Raw genomic sequence first — 21,089 nt, 5'->3', positions numbered from 1 at the left:
CGGCAGGCTGCCGCAGGTCCCACAAAAGGAGGGCCGGTGGGCTTCAACCCGGCTTGCGACGTGGGCTTTGCCCGCACTCTCGTTATCGCTAGGAAGCCCCTATGCTCGACCTGATCCTCAGCGCTGCCACCGCGGGAATCGGCTCTCCCGCCGATATCTGGCACCATATCCTCAACGATTTTTCGAACATCACCGAGCCCGCGGCGCTTGCCGCTTTCGGATCGGTGCTGATGATCGATCTCGTCCTCGCCGGGGACAATGCTATCGTTGTGGGGGCGCTCGCCGCGGGCTTGCCCGCCGACCAGCGCAAGAAGGTCATCCTGATCGGCATCGGTGCCGCGCTGGTGCTGCGCATTTTCTTCGCGCTGATCGTCAGCTGGCTGATGGGGATCGTCGGGCTGATCTTCGCCGGCGGGTTGCTGCTGCTCTGGGTAAGCTGGAAATTCTGGCGCGAGATCCGCGAAGGCGGGGCCCATGCCGACGAAGTTGAATTGGGCTTGCGGCCGGCGCGCAGCTTCGCCGGTGCCGCCTGGGCAGTTGCGGTCGCCGATGTCTCGATGAGCCTCGACAATGTGTTGGCAGTGGCTGGCGCAGCGCGCGAGCATCCCGGCATTCTCGTCGTCGGCTTGCTGCTTTCGGTCGCGCTGATGGGGCTAGCCGCCAACTTCATCGCCAAGCTGATCGATCGCTATCGCTGGATCGCCTATTTCGGCCTCGCCGTGATCGTCTTCGTCGCCGGCAAGATGATCTACGAAGGCTGGATCGGCACCCATCAAACTCCTGGGATCACCAGCTTCTTCTGAAGCTTGGCCGCGATTTCGAGCGGGAAGCGCGACGCTTCCCGCTCGACCTGATTATCCCAAATTTTCGGCGAAGAAGTCCGCGGTCCGCTTGTCGGCAAGCTGTGCGGCTTCGTCCGATCGGCGCTTGCCCATTTCGGCGGCAAACCCGTGGTCCTCGCCGGGATAGTCGAACAGCGTCACCTTGGGATGATCATCCAGCCCCTCGTGCATCTTGGCCTGGACCTCGGGCGTGACAAAATGGTCTGCCTGCGGAATGTGGAGCAGTACCGGCTTGGCGATCGCGTGTTTCTCGCCGAGCAGATTGTCGATGCCGACGCCGTAATATCCTACGCTGGCATCGCTGTCGGTCCGGGTCGCGGTCATGAACGCCAGCCGGCCGCCCAGGCAATAGCCTACCACGCCGACCTTGCCGCCGCCCAGCTGCCTGCGCGCCGCCTTGATCGTCGCCTCGATGTCCGCAATGCCGTTGGCCTGGTCAAACTTACCCATCCAATCGAGCGCTTGCTGGAACTGCTCGGGAATGTCCGAATCGAGCTCGATCCCCGGCTGCAACCGCCAAAACAGGTCGGGCGCGATCGCCAGATAGCCCTGCGCCGCCCAGTCGTCGCATTTCTTGCGAATTCCCGGATTCACGCCGAAGATTTCCTGAATGACGATAATCGCCGCGCGCGGCGTAGCGGAAGGCGCGGCGACATAGGCATTGAAGCTGCCGCTGCCGTCGGTCGCGTCGATGGTGATGCTCATAATAACGTGTCTCCGGTGATGTGCCGCTCGTGGTCGAGCAGCCAGGATTTGGTCTCGGGTCCATCGCCGCCCGAATACTGGCCGAGCGCCCCGCCGGCACCCAGCACGCGGTGACACGGGACGACGATGGGGAAGGGATTGCGCGCGCAGAGCTGGCCAATGGCGCGCGGGCTCGATCCGAGCAGCCGAGCGAGCGCGCCATAGCTCAGCGTCTGGCCATAGCCGATATCGACCAGGCCCTGGCGGAGGATTGCGCCGCGCTGGGTCGTCATCGGCGCGAGGGTGAGATCGAAATGCCTTCGCTCGCCGGCGAACCATTGTTCGAGCTGCTCGGCTGCAGCGCGGACCGCCGCAGCGCTCCCGCGTGCCGGTGTCCCGCTATTGCCGATGCGAACAGCGACAAGCTGCGAGTCGTCGCCTTCGACACGCAGCATGCCGATGGGCGTTGCGATCACACCATGGTCGCGCGCATACATGTCGCGAGGCCTAGCAGCCGCCCCATGGCGCGCTCAAGCGGAGAAGCACGCATGAAGATCAATGTCGAAGTCGAATGTACGCCCGAAGAGGCGCGCCGCGCCATGGGGCTTCCCGATCTCGCGCCCGTGCATGAGCGTTACATCGCGATGATGGTACAAGCCATTGATAAACAAGGAACTCCGGAGGCTTTCGAGGCGATGATGCGGAGCTGGGCGCCGATGGGCGAAGCGGGCATGAATTTCTGGCGCGGGATCTTCGACAGCGCGGGCGGGACGAAGAGCGGAAGCTGATCGGCCGGGCCATGGATACGATCTTCGCAGTATCGAGCGGTGCCCCGCCCGCCGCGATCGCGGTGTTGCGCGTCAGCGGCGCGGGCGCGTTGGCTGCCGCCGAATTGCTGGGCGGCACACTGCCGCCGCCGCGCCGCGCCGGGCTCCGCGCGCTCCATGATAGCGCGGGTGAATTGCTCGATCGTGCGCTGGTCCTGATTTTCCCCGGCCCTAACAGCGCCACAGGTGAGGATCTGGTCGAACTGCATCTCCATGGCGGGCGCGCCGTCGTCCGCGCTGTCGAAACGGCGCTAGCGGCGATGCCGGGCCTGCGCCAAGCCGAGCCCGGCGAGTTCACGCGCCGCGCGCTGTTGGCCGGGCGCATCGACCTCAGCGCCGCTGAGGGACTTGGCGATTTGCTGATGGCCGAGACCGAAGCGCAGCGCCGCGTCGCAGTGCGCGCAATGGAAGGCGCGGTGCGCCGGGCGATAGGGGGTTGGACGATGCGGCTCCTGGCCGTGGCGGCGCAGGTCGAGGCACAGCTCGACCATGGCGACGAGGAAGACGTGGTCAGCGGTGCGGACTCGGACGCCGCCATCCGCGGCCAAGTCATAGTGCTGGCGGCGGAGATCGAAGCGGTGGCGGGAAGGCCTCCGGTTGAGCGGCTCCGCGATGGCCTGCGCGTCGTGCTAGCCGGTCCGCCCAATGCGGGTAAATCGACATTGCTTAATCGTCTAGTCGAGCGCGACGCCGCCATCGTCTCGGCGATCGCGGGCACGACGCGGGATCGCATCGAGGCGCCGATGGTGCGGGCCGGCGTCGCCTATCTCTTCACAGACACCGCCGGACTGCACGAAGTGTCAGAGGATGCCATCGAGCAGATCGGTATAAGGCGGGCGGAAGAGGCCGTGAATGGCTCGGATATCTTGCTGTGGCTGGGCGATGATGCGCCGCCGCCTCATCCGGCAGTGCTATGGATCCATGCGCGCGCCGACGAGATCGGTCGCGAGCGATCGGCAGGGAGCAAGCTGCGAGTCTCGGCGCACACTGGGGAGGGGGTCGAGCAATTGTGGCGAGAGTTGTCGGTCAAGGCCGCCGACCTGCTCCCGCCAGCGGATGAACTAGCACTCAACATGCGTCAGCGGAGGTTATGCCTCGAGGCGGCCGGGGCACTTCGAGCCTCCGCCGAGGCTCGTGACTTGCTGCTAGCCGCAGAGGAACTACGCATCGCGCGCGCCGCATTCGACGAGGTGACCGGGCGAGCGGGAGTCGAGTCGATGCTGGACGCGCTCTTTGCGCGATTCTGTATCGGGAAATGAATGTTCCACGTGGAACGGCTTTTGACGTCGACCCGCCGTTCCACTAAGGCCCCTCGGCACAGCGCGATGATGCCTATGCAACCACCAGACAGGTCAGTGGGAGTTTAAGAGCCCGCATGCAATTTGATGTAATCGTCATTGGTGGCGGTCATGCCGGAACGGAGGCCGCGGCGGCTGCGGCGCGTCGCGGTGCGCGGACCGCGCTGCTCAGCTTCGACTTGTCCAAGCTCGGCGCAATGTCGTGCAATCCGGCGATCGGCGGTCTGGGTAAAGGTCACCTCGTCCGAGAAGTCGATGCCTTTGACGGCTTGATTGCGCGCGCCGCTGACTCCGCCGGCATCCACTATCGCATGCTCAATCGCAGCAAGGGGACCGCAGTCCAGGGTCCGCGGGTCCAAGCCGACCGCAAGCTTTACGCCTCGGCGATCCAAACCATGCTCGCCAAGCAGCCTAATTTGCAACTGATTGCCGGCGAGGCCGAATTGCTCAGAGTTGAGGGCGGAGTGGTCACCGGGGTCATGCTGGCGGACGGCGTGATGCTCTCCGGCCGCGCGGTGGTGCTGGCTACCGGCACCTTTCTCGGCGGCAGGATCTTCCGCGGTGAGGATCGGATCGAGGGTGGCCGAATCGGCGAGGCCGGCGCAGTGCGGCTTGCCGAACAGCTCCGCGAACTGGCGCTACCCATGGCGCGCCTCAAAACCGGGACGCCGCCGCGGCTCGACGGTCGCACGATCGATTGGGCATCGATCACAGAGCAACCGTCCGATCTCGAGCCGTGGACGATGTCGCCGATGACGACGGCGCGCACTCGTCCCCAGCTTTACTGCGGAGTGACTCGCACCACGCGTGAAACCCATGCCGTCATACGCGGCGGGATGGAGCGGTCGCCGCTCTTTTCGGGGGCGATCGAGGCACAGGGACCGCGCTACTGTCCATCGATCGAGGACAAAGTTTTCCGGTTCGGTGACCGGGACGGCCATCAAATTTTTCTTGAGCCCGAAGGGCTTGATGCGTCGCTCATCTATCCTAACGGAATTTCGACGTCGTTGCCGACAGATGTGCAGGAAGCCATGGTGCGAACGGTGCCTGGGTTGGAGCGGACGACCATCGTCACCCCGGGCTATGCAGTCGAATATGATTATATCGATCCGCGTTCGCTCGATGCGCGGCTGGCACTCGCTGCGATCCCCGGTGTGTTCTTTGCCGGGCAGATCAACGGCACTACCGGCTACGAGGAGGCTGCGGGGCAGGGGCTGGTCGCGGGTCTCAACGCCGCGGCGCATGCCTGTGCGCTGGAGCCGATGATCCTTGACCGAGCCAGCTCCTATCTCGGCGTGATGATCGATGACCTCGTGCTGCAGGGCGTTACCGAGCCGTATCGTATGCTGACGGCTCGCGCCGAGTTTCGCCTCCGTCTCCGTGCTGACAACGCCGAAACTCGCCTGAGCCCAGTTGGGGAGTCGCTGGGATGCTTGAGTGAAGCTCGCCGGTCGCGCCTCAATGCGCGGCGTTCGCAACAGGATCGGGTTGCGGACTCCTGGGCAGTGGAATTGACGGCGGCGCAACTGCGAGGACGCGGGGCGCCGGTGGCCCTCGATGGCGGGCGTCGCTCGATCAAAGATTGGCTACGTTTTCCCGGTGTTGAACTGACGCATGTGTTGGGCGACTCCTCAGGCCACGACCCCGAGCTTCTCGCTGAAATGGTCGAGGACGCGCGCTACGCCCCCTATCTAGAGCGCCAGGAGGCAGAGGTCGCACAGCTCCGGAGCAGTGATACAGTCCGGCTTGGCGCACTGGATTTTGCCGCCGTTCCAGGCCTCTCGCTTGAAATGGTCGAGCGCCTCAGCCTTGCTCGACCCGAGACGCTTGGCGCTGCGTCGCGTATTCGTGGGGTAACCCCCGCGGCGCTTTCGGCAATCCTTCTGCAGGCGCGTGCCGCGTGACCGAGGAGGAGTCGCGGGCATGGATCGCTGACCAATTCGGTGTTTCACGTGAAACGATGCTGGGCCGCTATGCAGCGATCCTTTCCGAGGAGGCCGAGCGGCAGAATCTGATCGCTGCCTCGACGCTACCTTCCCTGTGGGAGCGACATCTAGTCGACTCCGCCCAGCTCATCCCCCTCGCTGGCCAATGTGGCGGCAAGTGGCTCGATATCGGATCAGGGGCGGGCCTTCCCGGGTTGGTAGTCGCGATTCTAACAGATCTGAGGGTGACACTTGTCGAGCCGCGCTCCAAGCGCGTGGCCTTTCTAAGGGATGCGACCGACGCTCTTGGCCTGAGTGATCGGGTGACCGTTCAGCCGAGCCGTGTCGAAAGCTTCCATCCCAGCGCTCCTGCAGCGGTCGTTTCAGCGCGGGCCGTCGCTGGACTTTTGCAATTGCTGTCGTCGGCGCAACACTGCACAGATTCATCCACAATCTGGTTGCTACCTAAGGGCCGCTCGGCGCAATCCGAGGTAGAAGCTGCGCGCCGGAAATGGCATGGTTCGTTCCACGTGGAACCCAGCCTCACCCAGCCGGATTCTGGTATCGTCGTCGCCAAGGGGGTGCGCGCAAGATGATTTGCATCGCGATAGCCAACCAAAAGGGCGGGGTGGGTAAGACTACTACCGCTATCAACGTCGGTACCGCGCTGGCAGCCACCGGGCAGCGCGTTCTGCTGCTCGATCTTGACCCGCAGGGAAATGCGTCAACTGGCTTGGGTATCAACCGCGCCGCGCGCGAGCACTCGACATATGAATTGCTCGTCACCGACCTGACGCTTGAAGATGCCGCAGTGCACACAAAAGTGCCCGGCCTCGACATCGTACCTGCCACCCAAGATCTATCGGGGGCGGAAATCGAACTAATCGAGTTCGACGCCCGTACCCATCGGCTCGATGCCGCGATCGAACGCCACAAGGGCGATCGCTGGGATGTGATCCTGATCGATTGCCCGCCATCGCTGGGCCTGCTCACGATCAATGCGATGGTGGCCGCGCATGCCCTGCTCGTGCCGCTCCAGTGCGAATTCTTCGCGCTCGAGGGGTTGAGCCAGCTACTAAATACCGTCGAGCGGATTCGGAGCCGCTTCAATCCTGGCTTGTCGATCCTCGGCGTAGCGCTGACGATGTACGATCGCCGCAATCGCCTAACCGATCAGGTATCCGACGATGTCCGCGCCGTGCTCGGTCGAGTGGTGTTCGACACCGTGATTCCCCGCAACGTCCGTCTATCGGAAGCACCGAGCCACGGCGTGCCCGCTCTGATCTACGATCATCGCTGCGCAGGCTCCGAAGCTTATATTGCACTCGCTCGCGAAGTGATCGAGCGCCTGCCCAAGCTGAAGAAGGCCGCATGACCGACACCCCGCGTAAACCTCGTCCTGGCCTGGGTCGTGGGCTGAGCGCCCTGCTTGGCGACACGATCACCACCGAGACTCCGGTCACCGCGAGCGGCGAGGGCGGCAGCCAGGCCGGTGTCCGGATGCTGCCCGTCAGTGCGATGGCGCCGCATCCGGGCCAGCCGCGCCGGCATTTCGACGAAGCGGCGCTCGCCGATCTCGCCGAATCTATCGCGGCGCGTGGCCTCATCCAGCCGATCGTCGTGCGCCCCCACGGCCACAGCTATCAGATCGTTGCCGGAGAGCGACGCTGGCGTGCGGCGCAGCGTGCCCGGCTCCACGAAGTCCCGGTCATTGTTCGCGAGCTCACTGACGCTGAGACGATGGAAATTGCGCTGGTCGAGAATATCCAGCGCCAGGATCTAAACGCGATCGAAGAAGCCGAAGCCTATGCTCGGCTGATCGGGGAATTCGGCCATACGCAGGAAGTGCTCGCGCGCCTCGTGCACAAGTCGCGAAGCCACATCGCGAACTTGCTACGGCTGCTCGATCTCCCCGCTGGCGTGCGCCAGATGGTCGTCGAAGGCGCGATCGAGATGGGTCATGCCCGCGCGTTGATCGGCGCGCCCGATCCTGAGAGGCTCGCGCGCGAAGTCGCCGCCAAGGGTCTGTCGGTCCGCGAGACCGAGAAACTCGCGCGCGATGCCAAGCCGGGCTCAAAGCGCAAGGAAACGGAGCCGACCGCGCGCAGCGCCGACATCTCGGCACTCGAGCGCCAGCTAGGCGACGTGCTCGGGCTCAACATCCGCATCGCGCATAGCGAGAAGGGCGGAACGCTGACGCTGTCCTATTCGACGCTCGACCAGCTCGATATGATTTGCCAACGGCTCAGCGGCGAACGCATTTAGTGTCGAACGATACCTTCATGGAGCAGCGCCGGGCCGCCGCCTGAGAACGCTACACGCTGCATCTCGGCCCACGATAATGTTGTTCGCGCTCCTCCTCACCGCATCGAGCTGGCGCAGCTGGACGGCCGTGGTGCTGGCGGCATGCTCACGGTAACCAAGCCCCTGCCGGCGGTGCGCCGTTAGCCGCGTGCGCGCGCCGCCTGACGGGCGATTGTCGTACATTCGGCCTGCGCCAGCACGTCGCCGGCGCTCCCCGAATGCATCAGCGCGCGTTCGGTCTCGCGCACGCGCTCGATCGCGCGGGTGATCTGCGGCGCGGTCCAGCGGCGCAACGCGCGCGCGGTAGAAGCCTTTTCTCGGAAGAAAACACGATGCTTTTCAAGTACTTCGTCCACCGTTGCACCACGGTCCATGTCGCCGCGCAGCTCGGCCAGCGTCATTAGCCGTCGGGCGAGCTGGCGGAGCAGTGGGATCATCGATGTGCCGGCGCTGCCTAGTCGTGCCAGCTCGGTGCCGATCTCGCCGGTCCTGCCGTCCAGCACGGCATCGATAGCGCCGGAGAGCTCCGCATCGCCCAGATCGGCACCAATCGCCTCCAGCGCGGCTTCATCGGCGTCTCGCGGGGTGCCGGGGCCGGCGTCGAGATACAACGCCAGCTTCTCGATCTCGCGCGCCAGGATCGCGCGATCGCCATTGGCAGCGGAGGCAAGGCGTTGGGGCACGCTGCCGGTCAGCCGCAGCCCATGCTCGCGGCCTACCGCGGTAGCCAGCCGCGCCGCGTCGATGCCCTCGGGCACGTAGCAGGCGTGCGCCATCGCGGCGGGCGCGGCGATCGCCGCCTTGACGAGCTTGCCACTGGCCTTGAGCCCCGGCCCGATCGCGATCACCGGATTGCCCGCGCGCTCGGCGCCGAGCAGCAGGGTCACGGCCTCCAGCGCGGACTCCTCGATCGTCGAAAGCCGGATGTAGCGCCCGGTACCGAACAGCGACATCGATGCGGCCTCGTCGGCGAGCCGGCCGGGCTGTTCGCGCAGCGCCTTCATGTCGAGATCGACGCGCTCGGCATCGGCACCTAGCGACTGGGCGATCTTGGCGGCAAGATCGGCGGCGCCCGCCTCGTCCGGACCGTGGAACAGATAGAGCCGTGTCGCTGCATTGGGGCGTTCGATCGCAGAGCGGATCTGCGACGCGCTCGCCTTCATTGCGCCGCGGGCGCCGCGCCGCCGGAGCGGGCAAAGCGCGCGACCCGCGCGACGATCTGGTCGGCAACAATGCCCGAAAGTCGCTCTAGCGCGCTCTTTTCGGCGGCGATCGTGGCATATTCGCTGCCTACCACGTCGATGCCGGCATCCGAGCCCGCCGTGGCGTCGAGCACCACCTGGCCGTTGGACAGGTCGACGAGCTGATAGCGCGCGCGCAGCGTCCGGCGCTCGCGCGTCACTGCATCGTCCCGCCGAACGCCGAGCCCCGCGATCTGATCGTCGAGCTTGACCTCGAGGCGATAGCGCGCGGCGTCGCCCTGGCCAGTGTCGAGCCGCTCCTTGAGCGCATTGGCGACCAGCCAGCCCGACTGGCCCTCGATCGGTGCCACCTGCACGGCTGCCAGTGTCGACTGGACCGGGCCGTTGACCCCGCCGCCATAGAGCGGCTGAAGTCCGCAGCCCGACAGCGCGAGCGCGGAGGCGGCGAGGAGCAGCGCGGCCCTCATGCGACGATATTCACCAGCCGGTCGGGCACGACGATCACCTTTCTAGGAGCTTTGCCTTCGAGCGTGCGAACGATCTTGTCGGCCGCAAGTGCCGCTGCTTCGAGATCTTCCTTCGACGTGCCCTTGGGCAGCACCAGCGTTTCGCGCAACTTGCCGTTGACCTGCACCGCGATCGTGACTTCGTCGTCGACGAGCAGGGCAGGGTCCACTTCGGGCCAGGGGGCGTCGGCGATCAGCCCGCCGGTGCCGATCGTCGCCCAGGCCTCCTCGGCGAGATGCGGCACCATCGGGGCGACGACGCGCGCGAGGGCGCGGATCGCGGCGGTACGCGAGGCGGAGGGCTGTGCCTTTTCGATCGCAGCGGTCAGCTCGTAGAGCTTGGCGACGGCCTTGTTGAAAGTCAGCGCCTCGATATCGATGGCGACGCCGGCGATCGTGCGGTGGAGCTTGCGGTCGAGATCCTTGTCCTCGCCGCCTGCGTCCTCAAGCCCGTCGAACAGCCGCCACAGCCGCTGCACGAACCGCCAGGCACCCTCGATCCCGTTCTCGCTCCATTCGAGATCGCGCTCTGGCGGACTGTCCGAAAGCATGAACCAGCGCACCGCGTCGGCGCCATATTGGTCGACGATCGGCTCAGGATCGACCGTGTTCTTCTTCGATTTGGACATCTTCTCGATGCGGCCGACTTCGATCACGTCACCCGAGGCGATTTCCACCGCGCCGGCGCTGTCCCGCCGGATCTCTTCGGGCGAGAGCCAACGGCCGTCGAGCGTCTTGTAGGTCTCGTGGGTCACCATGCCCTGGGTGAACAGGCCGGCGAACGGCTCGGCAATATCGAGCTTGCCGATATGGCGCAGGGCGCGCGTGAAGAAGCGCGCGTAGAGCAGGTGCAGGATCGCATGTTCGACGCCGCCGATATACTGGCCAACCGGCAGCCATTGTTCTGCGACTGCCTTGTCGAACGGCTTGTCGCCGGGCTGGCTGGCGAAGCGGATGAAATACCAGGACGAATCGACGAAAGTGTCGAGCGTGTCGGTCTCGCGCCGCGCCTGTGCGCCGCATTTCGGGCAATCGACATGCTTCCAGGTCGGATGCCGGTCGAGCGGGTTGCCAGGCACGTCGAAGCTGACGTCCTCGGGCAGCACCACCGGCAATTGCTCGCGCGGCACGCCTACCGGACCACAGCTCTCGCAATGGATGATCGGGATCGGCGTGCCCCAATAGCGCTGGCGGCTGACGCCCCAGTCGCGCAGCCGCCAAACGGTCTGGCCCTTGCCCCAGCCGCCTTGTTCTGCGCGCTCGATCACCGCGCGCTTGGCATCGGTCACGTCCATTCCGTCGAGGAAGTGCGAGTTCACCAGCGTGCCGGGGCCGGTATAGGCTTCGGAGTCGTAAAATTCGGGTGCAGTCTTGTCGCCTTCGGAAACGACGCGACGGATCGGCAGCGCGTATTTGGTAGCAAAGTCGAAATCGCGCTGATCGTGGGCGGGCACGCCGAACACCGCTCCGGTGCCATAGTCCATCAGCACGAAATTGGCGATGTATACCGGCAATTCCAGAGCAGGATCAAAGGGATGCGTCGCGCGCAGGCCGGTGTCCAGGCCCAATTTCTCCTGCGTCTCCAGCTCGGCGGCAGTGGTGCCGCCTTGCTTGCAGCGCTCGATAAAGGCCTGAACCTCGCTGCTGTCGGCGGCAAGCTTCTGCGCGATCGGATGGTCCGCCGCGATCGCGACGAAGCTCGATCCGAAGATCGTGTCGGGGCGTGTGGTGAACACTTCCACTTCGCCGCCATCAGACAACTTGAAGCGGAACTGCAGCCCCTCGGACTTGCCGATCCAGTTTTCCTGCATCAGCTTGACCTTGTCGGGCCAGTGTTCGAGCGCCTGTACGCCTTCCAGCAGGTCTTCGGCGAAATCGGTGATCTTGAGGAACCACTGGCTGAGCTTGCGCCGCTCGATCAGTGCGCCGGAGCGCCAGCCGCGGCCGTCGATCACCTGCTCGTTGGCGAGCACGGTCATGTCGACCGGGTCCCAGTTGACCGCGGATTCCTTGCGATAGACCAGACCGTTCTCGAGAAAATCGAGGAAGATCGCCTGCTCGTGCCCGTAATATTCGGGCTCGCAGGTGGCGAGCTCGCGCGTCCAGTCCAGCGCGAAGCCCAGCCGCTTGAGCTGCGCCTTCATCGTCGCGATATTGGCGCGGGTCCAGGTGCCGGGATGGACCTTCTTTTCCATCGCGGCATTCTCGGCCGGCATGCCGAACGCGTCCCAGCCCATAGGGTGGAGCACTTCCATGCCCTTCATCCGCCGGAAGCGCGCGAGCACGTCGCCCATGGTGTAGTTGCGGACGTGGCCCATGTGGATGCGCCCCGACGGATAGGGGAACATCTCGAGCACGAAGCTTTTGGGCTTCGGCGAATTATCCTGCGCGGCGAAGGTGCGGCGTTCGTCCCACGCCTTCTGCCACGCCGCGTCCGCCTTGAGCGGATTGAAACGCGACGACATGCTGTCTTCCCATGAGAGCGGGCGCCAGCGCCCGCCGGTGTGGCATCAGTTGACGATTGCGGCCCGGCGAAGATCGCGGGCGCGCGTGAGGATGATGTCCTCGAGCTTCTGCACGGTCGCCGCCTGGACCGGCGCTGCGACCCACTGGCCGCCCCGGTTGATCTCGCGCAGCGCGGCGACGCGCAGCGCATCGGCGCGCAGATCCTGGTCGAGTACCGTAACCGTGACCTTCATGCGCTCGGTCGGCGTGTTGGGGTTCACATACCAGTCGGTGACGATCACGCCGCCGTTCGAATCGGTCTGCAGCAGCGGCATAAAGCTGAGCGTGTCGAGGCTCGCGCGCCACAGATAGGAGTTGACGCCGATCGTGGTGACCTTCGATGCCGCGAGATCGGCCTCGGGCCGCTTGTGTCCGCCGCACGCGGAGATCGAAAAAGCGAGCGACCCCAGGATCGCAATGCGCAGCAGACGGTTCATCAACGGCATTCCTAACGGCAGAAAACAGGCGGGAGCATCTATAGGCGCTGATGTGGCGGGAGCAAGGCGTCGCGCGCAGGCGCGGCCAACCCCAATTCGCGGCAGGGGCAGCCCCAAAACTGCTGAATTTGTGGGCATAGGGCAACACTGGCACGAAATTTGTGCACGGGGCGGGCAGGGCATGGAACGAGTTTCCGAATCGTGGTAGCGCTATTCATAGAAGAGGAATGCAAATGCGATTGACGCGGTGGATGACGGGATTGGGACTGGGGGCACTCTGTGCCGCCGGGACCCTGCTCGCGCCCGCGCTTCAGGCGCAAGAAAATGGCCGCAGCGATCGCTTGGCTCCACGCTCGCCCGTTTCGGTGCGATCGGGGATCGGCAGCTTCACGCCCGCGGCCGCCGATCCGAAGCTCGCCGCAATCCTGGCGCGCAGCGGCCTGCGTGAAAGCGGTTTCCGCTTCACGCCCTCGGAAGCGCGGCGTGACACCGGTCGCTCGGTCACCGTTGCCGTGCGTGCGCGTTCGGTCCGGGGTGTCCGCACCGATCGGGTCGACGTCGCCGCCGCGCCGACGGTCAGCCTTGCGCCGATTGCCTATAACCTCGGCATGTCGGTCGGCTGGAAGCGCTTCGCGGTTTCGGGCGATGTCAGCCGTGTCGATCTGGTTACCCAGCCGGGCGGCCGCGACCGCGCCAATCTGGGCGTGAGCTATACCGGCAAGCGTATCAGCGGCCGGGTCGAAGCTGTTGCTGATCGGCCGCTGGCCAGCACGCCGGTGCTTATCGGCGACAAGCCGAGCTATTCGATCGACCTGGGCGGCAGCTATTCGCTGACGCGCAACCTCGATGTCACTGCCGGCGTCCGCTATAAGAGCGAGCGCGATCGCCTGCCCAAGCTGACTGATGACCGCCTCGACAGCCAGGCGCTCTATGTGGGCACTGCCTTCCGCTTCTGAGCGGGACGCTTTCTTCCTGCTATTGTCGTCTTCCGTCTGCGCGCGGACCAGCGCCCGCTAGACGGATCTACTCCACGCATCGATCGCCGCCCAGCCATGGATTCCCATGGGTTTCAGGCGCTTGAACCTTTCTGACGTCATGCCGCCAAGCGCGATGATGGGGATGTGCAGGCCGCGGACCAGCAGGGCGAAGCGCAGCGGTTCGAGGGCGCGCGCGCCGGGGTGCGAGCGCGTCGCGAACACTGGCGACACGAACAGCGCATCGGCGCCGGCACGCAGCGCGGCGATGGCGTCGCTTCGGGAATGCGCCGGCCGTGTGCGCAACCCGAGGCCGCGCGCGCCGTGGACGCCGGCGGCCTTGCCGAGCGGCACGGTCCCGGCACGCACCAGCACCAGCCCCCGCCGCCGGGCGATCCGCGAAACACGGGCGAACAGCGCGCGCCGCTCGGCGAGCGGAAGCCCGTAGTGACGGAACACCACGCCAGCGCCACGCGGCAACCGACCAAGCGCCTCCCACAAGGCATCGCCCATCCGCTCGTCGGTCATCAGCCAGAGCGTGGGCAGGGGGTGGCGGCGCGGCATCGCCACTCCTATAGCGCGCACCATGCCGATAGACGACGCTTCCGAGCGGCTCGCCGCCGTCCATGACAAGATTGCGCGCGCCGAGCGCCTTGCCGACCGCTCCGAGGCGGCGACCACGCTGATCGCCATCTCCAAGATGCACGATGCCGGCGCGATCCGCCCGCTGATCGCGGCGGGGCAGCGCGTATTCGGCGAGAATCGCGTCCAGGAAGCGGCGGCGAAATGGCCCGAGTTGCGCGAGACGACTTCGGGCATCGCGCTCCACCTTGTCGGCCAGCTCCAGTCGAACAAGGCCGACGAGGCCGTCGCCCTGTTCGACGCGATCCACTCCGTCGACCGGCCGTCGCTGGTCACGGCGCTGGCTCGGGCGATGGACAAGGCCGGCAAGCGCCCTGATTGCTTCGTCCAGGTCAATATCGGCGACGAGGCGCAGAAGGGCGGCTGCCCGGTGCCCGACCTGCCGGTGCTGCTCGCCGAAGCGCGTGCCGCCGACTTGCCGGTCGTCGGGTTGATGTGCGTGCCGCCGCTCGATGTCGATGCGGCACCCTATTTCGCGTTGCTTGCCAAGCTAGCACGCGATCATGGGCTGGCCGGGCTCAGCATGGGCATGTCGGGCGACTATGAGACTGCAGTGACTCTCGGCGCGACGCAGGTCCGCGTTGGCACCGCCCTGTTCGGAGACCGCGTATGAGCCTTGCCGATCCTTCGCCGCTGACCGCGCTTACCACGCGCTTCGAGGCGATCCTGTTCGATTTCGACGGGGTGCTGCTCGAAAGCGAATATGCCGGCAATCGCCAGATCGCGCAGTATCTGACCAGCATCGGCCACCCGACCACCCCGGAAGAGTTGATGGCCAATTTCATGGGTCTTGCCGGCCAGGACTTTCTCGGCGCGATCGAGAAATGGATCGGCCGGACGATTCCCGAAGACTTCCACGCCGCGCGTGCCGAAGAGGATCGCCGGGCGCTTGAGGACGGGCTCCCCGCAGTCGCCGGGGCGATCGGCTTCGTGTGTGCCCTGCCGCCGGCGCTGTCCCGCGCGATCGCCTCGTCGAGCACCACCAAATGGATCGCCAGCCATCTCGACCATCTCGGCATCCGCGATGCGTTCGGCGATCACATCTATAGCGGCCGCGAGCATGTCGAACGCGGCAAGCCGGCGCCCGACCTCTATCTCCACGCCGCCGCGGCGCTGGGCGTCGACATCCGCAACACCGTTATTCTTGAGGACTCGCCGGTGGGCGTGACTGGCGCGGTCGCCTCGGGAGCGCACGTCATCGGCCTGTGCGCAGGCTCGCATTGCGGGATCGGCCATGCCGATCGGCTGCGCGCGCTCGGCGTCACCGACATTGCCCACGACTTCGCCGACGTGGCGCGGCTGATCGCCTAGCGCGATTCGCGCGCGAGCAGGAAGGCGCGCAGCGCGACTGCGTCGTGATAGGCATTGTGCGGCACTTTGCTTAGCGTCGCCGAATTGAAGCCGAACGCATCACACAGCTCGAAGCGGATCCGGTCGATCGGATAACGGCGACCCGGTGCCGCGATCAGCAGCATCGCGGCCTGGGCGATGTCCTCGGGCCAGTCGGCGATCAGCACCGGATCGGGATCGTCTCCGAGATAGCGCGCGAAGTCGCGGCCAAGCGTTTCGCGAGACACGGGATCGGTGCCGAGCACCGGCACTATGTGCGCCGCTACCCATTCGGTCGGCCGATCGCAGGCCAGCGCGGCGTAGAAAGGCGCGGCGGCTTCGTCCTCGGGCACCAGCGCAATGGCGATCAGCGGTCCCCCGAAGCCGTTGAATTCGGTATCGAGGAAATAGCGCATCAGAACTGGTGCCCGGTGCGGTCGCGCTTAGTCGCCAGATAGCGTTCGTTGTGCGGGTTGGCCGGCAGCTTGTGGGGTACGCGCTCGGCCACCGCGATGCCCGCTGCCTCCAGTGCCGCGACCTTGTCGGGATTGTTGGTGAGCAGTCGCACCGTCCTCTGCCCGAGCAGCGCGAGCATTCGCCCGGCCACCGCGAAGTTGCGCGCATCGACGGCGAAACCGAGTCGCGTATTGGCGTCGACCGTGTCGAAGCCCTGGTCCTGCAGCGCATAGGCGCGCAGCTTGTTGATCAGCCCGATCCCGCGGCCTTCCTGGCGCAGATAGAGCAGCACGCCCCAGCCACTCTCCTCGATCCGCGCGATCGCCGCGCGCAGCTGCGGCCCGCAATCGCATTTGAGGCTCCCGAGCACATCGCCGGTCAGGCACTCGCTGTGCAGCCGGACGAGCGGCGGCGTGCCGTCGGGCTGGCCGATCAGCAGCGCGACATGCTCGCCGGGCATCTCATCGGTGCGGAAGGCGACGATCTCGGTCTCCTCGGCGCCCTCAACCGGCAGCCGGGCGCGGCCGACGATGCGCAGCCGGTCGGCATCTTCATGCGCATCGATATCCGCCGGAGTGATCGCATCCGCATCGTCGCCGCCAATCGCGAAGAACGCCGGCAGCAGCCCGGCGACCCGCGCCAGCCGCATCGCCGCTTCGGCCGCATCGGGCGCTTCGAGCGGTGCGGCGCGGAACGGCCCCTTGAGCGGAGTTGCCAAGTCGAATTGCGGATCGGCAAGCGCCGTCGCCGTGTCGAAGTCGAGCCATGGTACGCGTTCGATCCACACGGGCGAATCAGGAGCTGCAGCCTCGCGCTGGTTGGCGAGCTTGAGCGTCGCCGCGCGGCCGGCGGAGAGCAGCACGCCGGCGCTGGCCTCGGGATCGAACGCTGCCAGGCGCACCGGATCGGCGGTCTCGATCGCGAGCAGCTTCAGCGTGCCGTCGGTGCCTTGGATCGACACCGGCCAGCCGCGACGCAGTGCATCGACGGCGCGGGCGGCGGCATGCGCGCTCAAAAGGCGAACTCGGTGACGATCGGCACATGGTCCGAAGGCTTGAGCCAGGAGCGGCACGGCTCGCACACTTTATGGGCCACTGCCTTGTCGGCAACGTCGCGGCTCGCCCACATGTGATCGAGCCGGCGGCCACGGTCCGATGCGGCCCAATCCTTGGCGCGATAGCTCCACCAGGTGAAGTTGCGCTCGGGCGCGGGGATGAAGCGGCGGCCGAGATCGACCCAGTCATGCGCCGCCTGAAGCCGGGCCAGTGCCTCGACTTCTATCGGGGTGTGGCTGACGACGCCGAGCAGTTGCTTGTGGCTCCACACGTCGCATTCGAGCGGGGCGATATTGAAGTCGCCGGTGAGGATGCTCGGCACGTCGAGCGCGGCCGACCACTGCGTCATCCGCTCGACGAAATCGAGCTTCTGGCCGAATTTCGGGTTCGCGCTGCGATCGGGAACGTCGCCGCCCGCGGGCACGTAGACGTTTTCCAGCCGCACGCCATTGGGCAGCCGCACGCCGATATGCCGCGCCTCCTGATTGGCCTGCCAGTCGAAGCGATTGTCCTCGACCACCGGCACCCGGCTGATGATCGCGACGCCGTGGTGCATTCGCTGGCCATGCTTGAGGACGTGATCATAGCCGAGCGCGCGGAATGCCCCCTCGGGGAAGTCCCCGTCGATGACCTTGGTTTCCTGCAGGCAGAGGATGTCCGGCAATTCCTCCTTTAGGAACTGCTCGACGATCTCGATGCGGAAGCGGACGGAATTGATGTTCCAGGAGGCGATCTTCATCGCGCCGGATTTAGGCACTGTTGCGCCGCCGCACCAGTCCATTGCCGGAAAAGGAAAGGCCCCCGCTCCGGGGGCAATGGAGCGAGGGCCGACCTAGCGTTCGTCACGCAGGCGGGAAGTGGTTCGATCCCAGGCAACAGGGGGAAAAATCCCGGGTACCGCCCCACATCCGCCTGACTCTCCTAGGCCCGGCAAGCTGTCGCCAAGATGAACGATGTCGAGAAAAGCTCAGCGATTCCGCGGACCTTGCGGGCGCGGGTCGTTCCAGCGGAACGTTCCGTCGGACACCGGCGCGTTGAAGCGCTGCCCCGAAAGACGGATCGTCGTGCGGTTGTTCTGCGAATCCAGCGCCACCCAGCCGGTGAGCGTCAGGCCGCCCGGGCCGGCAGGATCCCTACGGAAGACCAGGGTGATCCGGCCATATTCGGGATGGCCAGAATCGTGGACCTCCACGGCGATGACGCGCGGATCGCCGCTCGGCTGGAGCTTGGCATATTTGCTGATGTCGCGCTTGGGATCGAGAAGCACGGTGAGCGGCGAATTGCCGATCGGCCAGCGATTGACCTGCTTCACTTGGTAATCGATGAAATAGAGGCTGCGCCCGTCAGCGACGATCAACTGGGGCACGCCCTTTTGATATTGGAAGCGGATCTTGCCGGGGCGCTTGAGCGACACCGTTCCGGTCAGCACGCGGCCGTTGCGATCCTCCTGGCTGAAATTCGCAGTCATGCTCGTCACACCGGCCAGATGCTGCTGGACTTGCGCGAGATCGCCCGCGGGCGCCGCGGCGATGAGCGCGGGGGCAGCGAGAAGCGTGAGAGCGAGGGGCCGTGCAAACACGTGATAGTCTCCGAATTGCTGGGAAGGGCGGCTAGGCCGCGCGGTTTGAATGTCCCCTGAACCCGTGCCTGCGCGAAACGATCCCGCTCGGCGCCAGCCTCAAAGCGGGCGCCCGTCGGTGTCCATCAGCACTTCGCGGCGGCCGACATGGTCGGGGCGCGAGACCAGCCCGTCCTTCTCCATCCGCTCGATCAGCCGCGCCGCGCTGTTGTAGCCGACCCGAAGCTGGCGCTGCAGCCATGACGTCGAAGCCTTCTGGCTCTCGGCGACCAATTGAGTGGCGCGGCGATAGAGCTGGTCCTCGGGGCTGTCGTCGCCATCGGGCCCGCCTTCCAGCGCGAAGCCGCCATCCTCGGGCTCTTCGGTGACTGCGCTGATATAATCCGGTGTACCCTGCGCGCGCCAGAAGTCGGCCACCGCCTGGACCTCGTCGTCGCTGACGAACGGGCCGTGGACGCGAACGATCTGCTTGCCGCCAGGCATATAGAGCATGTCGCCCTTGCCCAGCAGCTGCTCGGCACCCTGCTCGCCGAGAATGGTGCGCGAGTCGATCTTCGACGTGACATGGAAGCTGATCCGGGTCGGCAAATTGGCCTTGATCACGCCGGTGATGACGTCGACCGACGGGCGCTGCGTCGCCATGATCAGGTGGATGCCCGCCGCGCGCGCTTTTTGCGCGAGGCGCTGGATAAGGAATTCGACTTCCTTGCCCGCGGTCATCATCAGGTCGGCGAGCTCGTCGACGATGATCACGATCTGCGGCAGCGGATTGAGCTCCAGTGTCTCCTCTTCATATAGGGGGCGGCCGGTATCGGGATCATAGCCGACCTGCACCTTGCGCCCGAGCTTCTGGCCCTTGGCCTTGGCCTGGTGCACCTTGTCGTTGAAGCTGGCGAGGCTGCGGACGTTGACCGACGCCATCATCCGATAGCGGTCCTCCATCTGCTCGACGGCCCATTTGAGCGCGCGCACCGCCTTGGGCGGATCGGTGACGACGTCGGCGAGAAGGTGCGGAATGTCCTTGTAGATGCTCAGTTCGAGCATCTTGGGATCGATCATGATCATCCGGCACTGATCGGGCGTCAGCCGATAGAGCAGCGAGAGGATCATCGAGTTGAGGCCGACCGACTTTCCCGAGCCGGTGGTGCCGGCGACGAGCAGGTGCGGCATCGGCGCGAGATCGCCGATCACCGGATCGCCGGCGATGTTCTTGCCGAGCACTAGCGGCAGCGATGCGCCCTGCGATTCGAAGGCCTCGCTGCCGATCAATTCGTGGAGGTTGACCGGTTCGCGCTTCACATTGGGAAGCTCGATGCCGATGACGGTGCGCCCTGGGATCGTCGCGACGCGCGCGCTGATCGCACTCATGTTGCGCGCAATGTCATCGGCCAGCTGGATCACCCGGCTCGCCTTGATACCGGCCGCGGGCTCGAGTTCGTACATGGTGACGACCGGGCCGGGGCGAACCTCGACGATCTGGCCCTTCACATGGAAGTCCTCGAGCACGCTTTCGAGCAGCCGGGCATTGCGCTCCAGGGCGGCCTTGTCGATCCCGCCACCCTGGTTCGGAGGGCCGGGCTTGAGCAGATCGAGCGGGGGCAGCGCATAGCTGTCCTTGAAGTCGAGGCTCGTCTGGGTCGGCTGGCGCGGCTTGGCGGGGGCAGGCGCGATGCCACGATCGGCGATCACCGGGGCAGGGCGATTGTCGGGTACCACCAGCTTGCGCGGCTCGCGAGCTTCGCGCGGCACGCGCATTTCCGGCATTTCGCGCACATCGTCGGGGTCCGGGCCGCGCAGCAACTGAGTCTTGCCCGGGCCGAGCAGCGCAGGGAAGCGGAGGCCCCGCGCGGGCAGCGTGAAATCGAGGCTGCGCCACCAGATCACCAGGCCGGTAAGGGCGAATACCAACCCGAGCCCCCGTCCCAGCCAGAAGATGATCGTCGGATCGCCGATGAAGCCGATTGCCCAGCCGATCGCGCCAGCGATGCTGAGACCGATCACTCCGCCCCAGCCGCCGACCAGCCACAGCACCGAATTGCTGGAGAAAAAGGCAAGCGCGGTCGCCATCAGCACCACGCCCACCAGCGCGCCGCGCAGCATCTGCGGCCAGTGGCCCACCGGGCGATCGAGCCACAGCCGATTGGCAACGATCAGTCCGACGGGTGCGAGCAGCGCCACCGGCAGGCCTAGCGTCGCGAGCAGCAAATCGGAAATCCAGGCGCCGAGCGGGCCGAGCAGGTTGCGTACGGGCCCGCCAGAGGCCGTGTTCCACGACGGGTCCTGCGAATGATAGGTGAGCAGCGCGAGCACCACCGCCATCGTCGCGAGGAACAGCGTGGTGCCGCCGATCAGCGCGCTGCTGCGGCGGACACCCGCCTTCATCGAGTCGCGTAGCAGCGACGGTTGTGCGCGGGACGCCATGGCCCAGCCTCCGAAATGTCAGGGGGTGCGGCCCGAATGATCGCTCACGCGGAGTCCGACGTCAAGATGGCCTTGTTTTGTACCGCTGGCTTGGGCGCTCGAA

22 protein-coding genes are annotated in these 21,089 nt (G+C 65.9%); 10 read left to right on the top strand and 12 right to left on the bottom strand.

Going from position 1 to position 21,089, the window contains the following annotated elements:
* Positions 1-101 precede the first annotated feature (101 nt).
* A complete protein-coding gene (locus tag AB2M62_RS17625) occupies positions 102-803 on the top strand; it encodes a TerC family protein (protein WP_404335890.1) in 702 nt (233 codons plus the stop codon).
* 51 nt (positions 804-854) lie between these two features.
* Here the strand turns inward: AB2M62_RS17625 and AB2M62_RS17620 are convergent, their stop codons facing one another.
* Positions 855-1,547, bottom strand: coding sequence for a dienelactone hydrolase family protein (locus tag AB2M62_RS17620; protein WP_404335889.1), 693 nt, complete (start codon positions 1,545-1,547; stop codon positions 855-857).
* Positions 1,544-2,023, bottom strand: coding sequence for a methylated-DNA--[protein]-cysteine S-methyltransferase (locus tag AB2M62_RS17615; protein WP_404335887.1), 480 nt, complete (start codon positions 2,021-2,023; stop codon positions 1,544-1,546). Before AB2M62_RS17615 ends, AB2M62_RS17620 begins: the two co-directional genes overlap by 4 nt.
* 51 nt (positions 2,024-2,074) lie before the next feature.
* Here AB2M62_RS17615 and AB2M62_RS17610 point away from each other — a divergent pair, with 51 nt between their 5' ends.
* The 6 genes from AB2M62_RS17610 to AB2M62_RS17585 all read left to right on the top strand — a co-directional run bounded on the left by AB2M62_RS17610 (position 2,075) and on the right by AB2M62_RS17585 (position 7,841).
* Entirely contained in the window at positions 2,075-2,314 is a 240-nt protein-coding gene (locus tag AB2M62_RS17610) for a DUF6489 family protein (RefSeq protein WP_404335885.1), read from the top strand.
* A gap of 11 nt (positions 2,315-2,325) precedes the next feature.
* Positions 2,326-3,612 carry a tRNA uridine-5-carboxymethylaminomethyl(34) synthesis GTPase MnmE gene (gene mnmE / locus AB2M62_RS17605; protein WP_404335883.1) on the top strand — a complete coding sequence of 429 codons (1,287 nt, stop codon included), beginning with the start codon at positions 2,326-2,328 and terminating at the stop codon, positions 3,610-3,612.
* A 116-nt stretch (positions 3,613-3,728) separates the two neighbouring features.
* Positions 3,729-5,555, top strand: coding sequence for a tRNA uridine-5-carboxymethylaminomethyl(34) synthesis enzyme MnmG (mnmG, locus tag AB2M62_RS17600; RefSeq protein ID WP_404335881.1), 1,827 nt, complete (start codon positions 3,729-3,731; stop codon positions 5,553-5,555).
* A complete protein-coding gene (rsmG, locus tag AB2M62_RS17595) occupies positions 5,552-6,172 on the top strand; it encodes a 16S rRNA (guanine(527)-N(7))-methyltransferase RsmG (RefSeq protein ID WP_404335879.1) in 621 nt (206 codons plus the stop codon). The genes mnmG and rsmG overlap by 4 nt, the downstream gene beginning before the upstream one ends.
* Entirely contained in the window at positions 6,169-6,951 is a 783-nt protein-coding gene (locus tag AB2M62_RS17590) for a ParA family protein (RefSeq protein WP_404335877.1), read from the top strand. Before rsmG ends, AB2M62_RS17590 begins: the two co-directional genes overlap by 4 nt.
* Entirely contained in the window at positions 6,948-7,841 is an 894-nt protein-coding gene (locus tag AB2M62_RS17585) for a ParB/RepB/Spo0J family partition protein (protein ID WP_404335875.1), read from the top strand. Before AB2M62_RS17590 ends, AB2M62_RS17585 begins: the two co-directional genes overlap by 4 nt.
* Positions 7,842-8,020: 179 nt before the next feature.
* Here AB2M62_RS17585 and holA read toward each other — a convergent pair whose 3' ends face one another.
* Genes holA through AB2M62_RS17565 form a run of 4 tightly spaced genes read right to left on the bottom strand, consistent with a single transcriptional unit; the run spans position 8,021 to position 12,530 of the window.
* Positions 8,021-9,043 (bottom strand): DNA polymerase III subunit delta, encoded by a 1,023-nt coding sequence (gene holA, locus AB2M62_RS17580; RefSeq protein ID WP_404335873.1) that lies wholly within the window; start codon positions 9,041-9,043, stop codon positions 8,021-8,023.
* The gene (gene lptE, locus AB2M62_RS17575; RefSeq protein WP_404335871.1) at positions 9,040-9,549 is read right to left on the bottom strand and encodes an LPS assembly lipoprotein LptE; all 510 of its coding nucleotides are present in this window, start codon (positions 9,547-9,549) and stop codon (positions 9,040-9,042) included. The genes holA and lptE overlap by 4 nt, the downstream gene beginning before the upstream one ends.
* The gene (gene leuS / locus AB2M62_RS17570; protein WP_404335869.1) at positions 9,546-12,053 is read right to left on the bottom strand and encodes a leucine--tRNA ligase; all 2,508 of its coding nucleotides are present in this window, start codon (positions 12,051-12,053) and stop codon (positions 9,546-9,548) included. The genes lptE and leuS overlap by 4 nt, the downstream gene beginning before the upstream one ends.
* A 45-nt stretch (positions 12,054-12,098) precedes the next feature.
* The gene (locus AB2M62_RS17565; RefSeq protein ID WP_404335867.1) at positions 12,099-12,530 is read right to left on the bottom strand and encodes a DUF3576 domain-containing protein; all 432 of its coding nucleotides are present in this window, start codon (positions 12,528-12,530) and stop codon (positions 12,099-12,101) included.
* A gap of 233 nt (positions 12,531-12,763) precedes the next feature.
* On the opposite strand from AB2M62_RS17565, the gene AB2M62_RS17560 reads away from it, so the two are divergent.
* Positions 12,764-13,486: a hypothetical protein gene (locus AB2M62_RS17560; RefSeq protein ID WP_404335865.1), complete on the top strand. Its 723-nt coding sequence runs from the start codon at positions 12,764-12,766 to the stop codon at positions 13,484-13,486.
* A gap of 57 nt (positions 13,487-13,543) precedes the next feature.
* Here the strand turns inward: AB2M62_RS17560 and AB2M62_RS17555 are convergent, their stop codons facing one another.
* Positions 13,544-14,068: a thiamine phosphate synthase gene (locus AB2M62_RS17555; RefSeq protein WP_404335863.1), complete on the bottom strand. Its 525-nt coding sequence runs from the start codon at positions 14,066-14,068 to the stop codon at positions 13,544-13,546.
* A gap of 22 nt (positions 14,069-14,090) precedes the next feature.
* On the opposite strand from AB2M62_RS17555, the gene AB2M62_RS17550 reads away from it, so the two are divergent.
* Entirely contained in the window at positions 14,091-14,759 is a 669-nt protein-coding gene (locus tag AB2M62_RS17550; protein ID WP_404335861.1) for a YggS family pyridoxal phosphate-dependent enzyme, read from the top strand.
* On the top strand, positions 14,756-15,457 hold the full coding sequence (locus AB2M62_RS17545; protein ID WP_404335859.1) for an HAD family hydrolase: 702 nt from the start codon (positions 14,756-14,758) through the stop codon (positions 15,455-15,457). The genes AB2M62_RS17550 and AB2M62_RS17545 overlap by 4 nt, the downstream gene beginning before the upstream one ends.
* Here the strand turns inward: AB2M62_RS17545 and AB2M62_RS17540 are convergent.
* From AB2M62_RS17540 to AB2M62_RS17520, 5 genes are all read right to left on the bottom strand, one after another.
* Positions 15,454-15,891 (bottom strand): hypothetical protein, encoded by a 438-nt coding sequence (locus AB2M62_RS17540; protein WP_404335857.1) that lies wholly within the window; start codon positions 15,889-15,891, stop codon positions 15,454-15,456. The genes AB2M62_RS17545 and AB2M62_RS17540 overlap by 4 nt on opposite strands.
* A complete protein-coding gene (ribA, locus tag AB2M62_RS17535) occupies positions 15,891-16,946 on the bottom strand; it encodes a GTP cyclohydrolase II (RefSeq protein ID WP_404335855.1) in 1,056 nt (351 codons plus the stop codon). Before ribA ends, AB2M62_RS17540 begins: the two co-directional genes overlap by 1 nt.
* Positions 16,943-17,725, bottom strand: a complete 783-nt coding sequence (locus AB2M62_RS17530; RefSeq protein WP_404335853.1) for an exodeoxyribonuclease III — start codon at positions 17,723-17,725, stop codon at positions 16,943-16,945. Before AB2M62_RS17530 ends, ribA begins: the two co-directional genes overlap by 4 nt.
* A gap of 228 nt (positions 17,726-17,953) precedes the next feature.
* Positions 17,954-18,565, bottom strand: a complete 612-nt coding sequence (locus AB2M62_RS17525; RefSeq protein WP_404335851.1) for an outer membrane lipoprotein carrier protein LolA — start codon at positions 18,563-18,565, stop codon at positions 17,954-17,956.
* Positions 18,566-18,664: 99 nt separating this feature from the next.
* Positions 18,665-20,986, bottom strand: coding sequence for a DNA translocase FtsK (locus AB2M62_RS17520; protein ID WP_404335849.1), 2,322 nt, complete (start codon positions 20,984-20,986; stop codon positions 18,665-18,667).
* Positions 20,987-21,089 lie beyond the last annotated feature (103 nt).

Source organism: Sphingomonas sp. MMS12-HWE2-04 (assembly GCF_044881185.1).
Taxonomy (GTDB): domain Bacteria; phylum Pseudomonadota; class Alphaproteobacteria; order Sphingomonadales; family Sphingomonadaceae; genus Sphingomonas.
The sequence above is the reverse complement of the archived record's forward strand: the minus strand, read 5'-3'. Positions and strand labels throughout refer to the sequence as shown.